The 7569-nt window shown below is 35.5% G+C and carries 4 protein-coding genes and 2 pseudogenes; 2 read left to right on the top strand and 4 right to left on the bottom strand.

The window, feature by feature from the left end; translation table 11 throughout:
• A pseudogene (locus F607_RS35300) lies at positions 1–255 on the top strand (IS4 family transposase); the annotation flags it as partial.
• A gap of 37 nt (positions 256–292) precedes the next feature.
• A pseudogene (locus F607_RS36215) lies at positions 293–616 on the top strand (DUF4437 domain-containing protein); the annotation flags it as partial.
• A gap of 530 nt (positions 617–1146) precedes the next feature.
• Here F607_RS36215 and F607_RS0122955 read toward each other — a convergent pair.
• The 4 genes from F607_RS0122955 to F607_RS34910 all read right to left on the bottom strand — a co-directional run.
• Complete coding sequence (locus F607_RS0122955; protein WP_027709946.1) at positions 1147–1629, bottom strand: RICIN domain-containing protein; 483 nt, start codon at positions 1627–1629, stop codon at positions 1147–1149.
• 447 nt (positions 1630–2076) lie between these two features.
• Complete coding sequence (locus F607_RS0122950; protein ID WP_027709945.1) at positions 2077–5820, bottom strand: AbfB domain-containing protein; 3744 nt, start codon at positions 5818–5820, stop codon at positions 2077–2079.
• 202 nt (positions 5821–6022) lie between these two features.
• Complete coding sequence (locus tag F607_RS31280; protein ID WP_038292101.1) at positions 6023–7180, bottom strand: site-specific integrase; 1158 nt, start codon at positions 7178–7180, stop codon at positions 6023–6025.
• Between the two features lie 170 nt (positions 7181–7350).
• Positions 7351–7569: hypothetical protein (locus tag F607_RS34910; protein WP_211233701.1), on the bottom strand; the 219-nt coding region annotated here is incomplete at its 5' end.

The raw sequence follows: 7569 nt of genomic DNA, 5'->3' as shown, positions 1-7569 counted from the left end.
GACTTAGAAAGCACGCATTTACAGGAACTAGATCGTCTCGAAAAGCTATTTTTTGTTTGTGCTTTGGCATTAGCATGGTCATTCAAATTGGGTATATGGCAAAATAGTCTTAAGCCACTGAAGCTTAAAAAGCATGGCCGAAAACCGAAAAGTTTATTTCGTCTAGGGCTTGATTACTTACACAGGGTACTAGTAGAAGGAAGTGTTAACCTGGCAGTATTTCGGCACTCCCTGAAAGTTTTGTCCTGTACATAGATTAATAGGCTAAAAAGTCGAGCATCGCGTTAATCTAGTTTGGCTAGATACAAATGACGCTAAGTGGTTAGAGAAAAGCAAAGTGCAAATAGCGTACTTATGGGGAAATCCTCAGATAGCTAATGGAAGCTTCGTTAAATTACCAGCGGGCTTCAAAGGCGTAATCGAAAGCGATAATGAACTAAAAGCTGTAGTTGTGAGAGGTAAAGCTACCCATCAGTGGAATAACGATATAAATACGAAAACTCCACTATTACCTGGCAGCTTCTTAAGATCTCAAGGTAAAGGTGAACATAGAATTAATATTGAAACTGAATTGGTTCTCTACATCAATTCAAATGGTAGGTACAACGTAGAGTAATTGGCTATGCCAAAACAAGTAAAAGGAATGGATGCAGTACAGCCGTGTTTGTGTTTTGACGTTCAGTGTTCATGTATTAAATGTTGAAGAACTCAGATTCAGCGGGATTTGAAAGCCTGGTCAATTGCTTCTAACTTATTGATATTTATGAATAATAATTAATTATTTTTATCTCGTGTGATAATGGTGTGGTTCGAAAATTCAATTATTCAACTGTTATAATGTAAATTGTACTACAACAGTAGTTTAATATTAATCTAGTTGTTTCAGTTTTTTCAAATGATAATTTAAAATTATACTCAACTTGACGCTCTAATGATAAAGCAAAATCAAGATTAATTTCATTACCGTTGCCCCTCGGCTAGCATGTAGAAACCAAAAAATTTTTAACATCTACGCATATTTATCGAGGGGACACGATGATATAGCAACAGTCAGGTAGGTAGAGCCGAGGAATTTCACCTCGAGCCCCGTAGAATGGAAATAAAACCATCCATTATAATTCGACCCAACAGGTTGCCTACAGCTGCTTAGTAAACGCGGAATTGCTGCAGCTTATTAGGTTTACAGGCAACCGCTTTAAGTCTCATACGTTCAGGGTGCAACTCCAAGCATCGACCCAGCTTATTAACAATTTTAAAATCGTTATTAACTAACTGAAGCTTCCATTCAGCACGAGGGAAGTCACTATTACAGCTACTGTCATATTTAGCCAAATCAGAGCCAGAGGAGTCGTAAATACAGCCACTAGGACGGTGAATACTAACAATATTAAACCATCCTCCGCCAACAGACTTTAAAGTCCAATCGGCATACGCATCGCGACGCAGATAAAGTTCTTTGGTTCCGGTATCTCTAAGGTAGAGATGGTACAAGTCAAGATTGCTGCCACTAGTAGTCGCCACCAAACTTGCAGAACGAATTGTTACAGCATCGGCGGCATAAGAGTTTGCAGAAAGTACAGCTCCAACTAAAGCCAGAGAAATAGCGATTGATGAAATATATTTTTTCATTTACATACCCAGTTGTTGTATTTGAGCAACCATGCCCGGCGGCCAGAGTACATAAAAGCTACAACCATATCAATACTATCTTACAGTTTTTTTACACGCTTGATTAATTAGTAATCTACTTGTCATTAAGAAACTGCTTGTTATTTTTTTCTGGATGCTCACTAGAGCCTTCAAATTCTGTAGTATAAACAGCTTCCATTGTTAAAAAATATAAACTAGCAGTATATGAATATAATTAACCTTCAACTGTTGTTTATAGTTACCGTTATTTTGTTGTTGAAAAAGGACAGAAAACACCACCAACTAATGCGCACGCTTTGTTGTTTACTGAAGCTTATAAAAAACATGAGTAGCCTATGATGTACTGACTCATATCTGATCTGACACTACCCCTTTTTTTAGGTGCCTATCAGGTTAGATTTGAGTCAGTACATCTAAGTACTAAACTTATTTACACCATGAGTTAATGTTTTTTAGCTCTTCTGAGCTTATAATTTTATTGTACATAAGAGATTCATTATCTTCATCTTTTAAATGAACTCCTTCTGTTTTATATAATGCACAATAATAATCACGAATATTTGTGCAAGTTGATACTAACTTACCATTGTCATCTTCAACCTTTCCAGTGCACTTACCACTATTCTTTCTATGATTTAACGTCTTTAGTGCTTTTAGCATAGAATTTAGCGGAACTCCTTCATTGTAGTCACCTTTTCCAGTCATACCATATCGATTATCATTGTGGCTATCCCATAAGTCGACTAATGCTGCAGCCACGCGCCCTTCATCTTCTTTTGAGTTCTCATGGTTAAATGAATAGCCAATAGTTTCATATATCTCAAGATCTTTTTCTACACTCCCTGTTGGTGTTTTGAAAATTCTAGATGGACTATTAGTTAATTCATTTTTAAGAACAACTGATATGAAATCAGCCCACCCTTCTAGAAACGCACATTGCTGATCAATTACTTTACCACTTATATGACTGTTACAATCACTGTTTATATAATCTTCATAGTTATAAAATATATGCATTAGTTTGTGACCAAACTCATGTTTATAAGTGTCTTCGAAGTAAAAAAATTTAAGCTTTCTATTATTAATTGCTATTTCATTGTATTTAGGGCGGTATACATAGTGACCTGGAGTAAAAGTTATATACGAAGAAACTTTTTCCATTGACTTATTAAAGTCGATATTCTTAATATATTTTTTGATTGATTTTTGTGAATCAGATAGTGTGTTCCAAACATTTATGATATTGTAAAGATTAATTTCTTCATCATCAATTTTTTTTGTACTAATAATTAACTTGTTATTAGCAGCTTTCAAATCAAGCGTCAGAGGGAGACGATTTTCGCTAGGAGCATATTTAGATTTAGAGTGAGGTAATAGTAAAAGTAAAGGTTTTTTATCAAGAGAACTTTTGAAAACTATCTCTATTTTTTCATGCTCTTCAGTCTCGATATATCCATCTTCACTTACTAAAAGCTCCTCATTGTTTGGAAGTTTGATTACAATGTTTTTAGGAGAAAGAACTTTATTGTCATAATCTTTTAGCTTATCAGTTTGAACTTTATATTTTATTTTTTTACGCAAATCCTCTTCGTCTATACTAAAGTGCTCAAAATCTAGATCACCTGCTTTAACACTAGTGAATCTCTTCTGATTATATTTCTTATTTATTACTTGTTTACCATTTATGTATACTTTAACATGGTTATAAACAACATCATCAACGGACCATATTGTTTTTTCATTTCCAGCAAAACCTATTCCTATTTCTATTTCATCATTATAAATATATAGAGGGTCGTAAACAGGAATTTCAAAAACGTCAGTATTACCTTCTTCAAAGTCATCACGATTAGGATTGTCTAGTAAAAAACTACCTATATTATTTTCTACATTGTTACAAATATCTTCATCGTCACAAAATGGGGTTGATTTTATAACAAATTGAACATCTTTATCTGTTCCCCAGTTTTCAAATAGCTGGTGGGATTTAGCTATAGAGACTACAACCTTAATAGAATGAACTTTTACAGGATCGTTTTCATCAATAGCTAATGTCTCAGCAGTTCTTGTAGAACTATCTTTAGTTTGTACTAATCTAAGTTTAGCTTGATCTAATCCTATTTGATTTCCTTTTTTTATAGTATCTTTCCAGCGAATATACCGAATACCCTTAGGTATTTTTGGTATTGTAATAAGGTTTCTTTCTATAATAGTTTTACCTGTATTGTTTTGCTTTAATATACAGTCACTAGAAGTATCTAGTATATTTTTGTTATTATCTAATAATTCTATATCTAGGCAAACATTTATATCAGAACCAGTTTCTAAGATATAATGCTGTTCTGCAGCCAAAAATGGTTGTTTATCCAATTCGTGATCAGTCCAACCTTTATCGTAAAGATTTACGATTTGTGTTTTGTTAGATTTTTTATCATTTTTTTTATAATAAAAACCAGTATCGTTGTTATATTCTTTAATACCCCACTCATAATCATTTGAAACCTGCCATCCATTTAGATTTCCCGATTCACCAGAGGGATTTTTAAGTAAATTTTCAAATTGGAACATGTTCCAACTTTCCCAGTTTTGATTAGCTGTTTGATCAGTTAAATTTACCCATAGATTACTGGAGAAATTACTGTTTTCTGATAATTTATCAAATGAATAAAAATAATTTGGAATAGAAAAGCTAAAATTTTTACCGAATTCTATGCGACATTGATTATAACCTCTACGCCATGCACCACTATTTTTTGTGATTTTCCAAGTGTCTAGTTGGGAATTCCAGCAGGTATAATTATAGTTCGCTTCACAGTTTTCGGGAATGAGCGTACCATCTAAAGTTACAACTGCACAATCACCGTTATCTGAGCTAGGTAATACAGACCATCTATAGTTATAAGGAACTGTGGTTTTGAGTTTATCAGCGTAGGCAAGTAAAACATTATTGCTTTGCCTTTTTAAAAACTCTATTGTATTTTCGCTTCTAGAAGCTACTTCATATATTAGAGAATTGCGTTGCTCTTCTTCAGGTAAAAGATCGACATCTGTATATTTTCGCCAACCAGTTTCAATTAAAAAATTGGATATGTCTGTTAAGCATTTTTTATATTCAATTATTTTTTCTTGGCCATTCACTAGTGAGCAGACATATCTTGTTTGTCCTGCTCTGATCATTTCAGAGCCTACACCGAACTGAGTTGCACAAGCTGAATCGAGGGAATCGTTTCCAGATTTATTACCAAACTGACCTGTAGTTCCATTCCAACAAGCTTGTAAATCTCGAACGTCTCCAAGCCGAAATTTAGTATGTTTTTCTGGATTGCTTCTTAGAATTTTTTTCGCATATTCAAGGAGGTCTTCATTGTTTGTGGACTGTAATGTCTCAAGCGAGCGTCCGCTACGGATGTGGAGCTCAACAATTAATGTATTTCGATCATTATTCCCAGTCAGATTTTTTAGATAATCATAAGTTTGCCAGCCAGACTCGAGTAAAAACTGTGAAATATCAGATAAACAGTTATTATAATAAATCAATTCTTTCTGCTTATTAGGGAGGGTGCATGTGTAGCTTGAACTTCCTGCAGAAGTCATTTCTGACCCGATACCAAACTGAGCTTCGCAAGCTTTATCAAGAGCGGAGTTTCCTGATAGCTCTCCAAATTGTCCTGTTGTACCATTCCAGCATGCATGAAATGCTCTTAGATCTTTGTATCCTTGGATGTTCGAATCGATTGATGATATATGAGCTTCACCATTTTCATTTATTTCAACTATATGCGATGGGTTACTATATGATTTTAATTGCTGATCACTTTCAAGGCAGAAAGTAGCATCCTTTTGAAAAGCATTTGTTTCATCAATTTTTGAAATCATCAGTCTAGAATCTGATGGCTTAATATAGTAACTTGGGTAGTTTTTTGATTCAAATGAATAACATTTACCCGCTAATCCTTTTCTTAAATAAAAAGTTGAATCTAAAACATCCAACTCTCTAGTAGAATCGTTTAGTTTAACTTCGCTTATTAAAGAGTTAGCGTGTCTTAAAGAGTTTTGATTTTCTATATTTATTATTCTAACTTCATCACCTATATTTAAGGCAAAGCAAGTATTAATTTGTATAATGGCGCAGGTTAGGGTAGCTAACCTAGGTATGCAAGATATCTTCATATTCTCCCCATAATGATTAATTAAGATATTTTGAATGATAACTATCTGTCGTTTGTTATTTATAGTCACACTAGTGTCGACTAATTTATTTGTTAACTATACGGCAAGTAAATTATACTATGTTAAAATTTTGAAGATGTAATATTTTGTAATAGCAATGGGTAATTTTTTGTTAAAACTAAATAAAATCTAGTAAAAATAACTACCACTCAAACTTAGGTTTGTACTTAGCATTATCCCCAGCCTCTTCAATAAACTTACCATAGTGACGGTTGATCATCTCAATACCCTGATGACCCATTTGGCTGGCGATCCAAAAAAGGTTTTCATTACGAGCGATAAGTAAGCAGGCATAAGTGTGGCGTGTTTGGTAAGGGTTTCGGTACCGTAAGCTGCTACGCTTCATGGCTGGAAGCCAAGCCCGCCTTCTTAACTGTTGATCATTGGTCCAGGATTCATTGGTTCTAGGGTTATGAAACACGAACTCGCAATCCTGAGTAAACTCAGCTTGGCTCTCAAGTGCTTGAACGGCTGAGGGGAATAAATAGACTTCTCGCTCCCCTTTGACTCCTGTCTTGGTACCCTTCATTTCGCCTTCGACTTTGGCTTGGTCGATCAACACACTTTGATGTCTAAGGTTAACTTTTTCCCAGGTAAGTCCAATTAACTCACTGGTTCTAACCCCAGTGTAAAAGGCAAACTGAAATGCATTACGTTCTTGTCCTTCCATGACGCTCAACAGCTGGTTGATTTCATCGGGGGTGAAAGGATCAATTTTAAAATCACTCACCTTAGCTTGCTTGTGGATAATATCATCCAATGAAATAGCATCCATTGGTGAATGGAGGATAATACCGTCGACTACTGCTAGCCGGAGTACTTTCACCAATGGTATTAAGTGGTTAGCAATTGTCTTACGTTTACATCGCTTTGACTTTATCCACTGCCTAATTCGTCTGGGGGTGAGCTCAGTAACTAGGATATCGCCAAACTCGGGTAACAGTTGTCCGTGTATGGAGCGGCGATACCTTACTGCTGTTGAGGGTTCTACTATTCTTGGGAGATCTGTCAGATACTCCTTTAGTAAATCAGCAATCCTTAGGTTTTTTTGCTGAGCCTCACCAAATGTATTGCACTTGGGCGATTCAGGGAAATACTCACTGTATTTAAATAAACCCCGCTCAATTTTACTAATAATCTCAGCACGTAGAGCCTCAGCATACTTGATATTGGCTTTATTGGGTTTAATTTTCAGCGTTTCCCTGCATTGAACACCACGGTATGAAAAAGCGATCTGCAAGGACTCAGACCGAATGTTTTTACGGATGCTAACACCAATAGGTAATTTACTGTGTGTCACGCATGCCTCCTAGGTTCACTTTTTTGTGCCCACTGTTCAACTGCTTCAAGATTGACCCATACACGACCATCACTACATGTGCGGTATTCTCTATCTCGAAGAAATACGCCAGTACGTTGCTTATTACTCGATTCCGAAGTTTTTTTAGGTTGACAAAGCTGTATATTTATTCAAGCTGCCATTCGGTGCTGTAATGAAGGCGTCGGCTCTTGCCTACCAAGATCTAAACCCGCCAAATGTTTTTTCGAGTTACGCTCGGGTAATACTTTTTTTAAAGCCTTTGTAAAAGCTATCAGCTCTTTTTGTGGTTCATCCGCCATTACGATTTCTTGTACGGTTTTTATCAGGGCTTCAACTTTGAGACGTTCAGTTAGACAGCCAACAGGCAA

It is taken from the genome of Zooshikella ganghwensis DSM 15267, from assembly GCF_000428585.1.
Lineage (GTDB): Bacteria > Pseudomonadota > Gammaproteobacteria > Pseudomonadales > Zooshikellaceae > Zooshikella > Zooshikella ganghwensis.
Note: the sequence above shows the minus strand (reverse complement) of the source record. Positions and strands in the feature narration are given on the sequence as shown.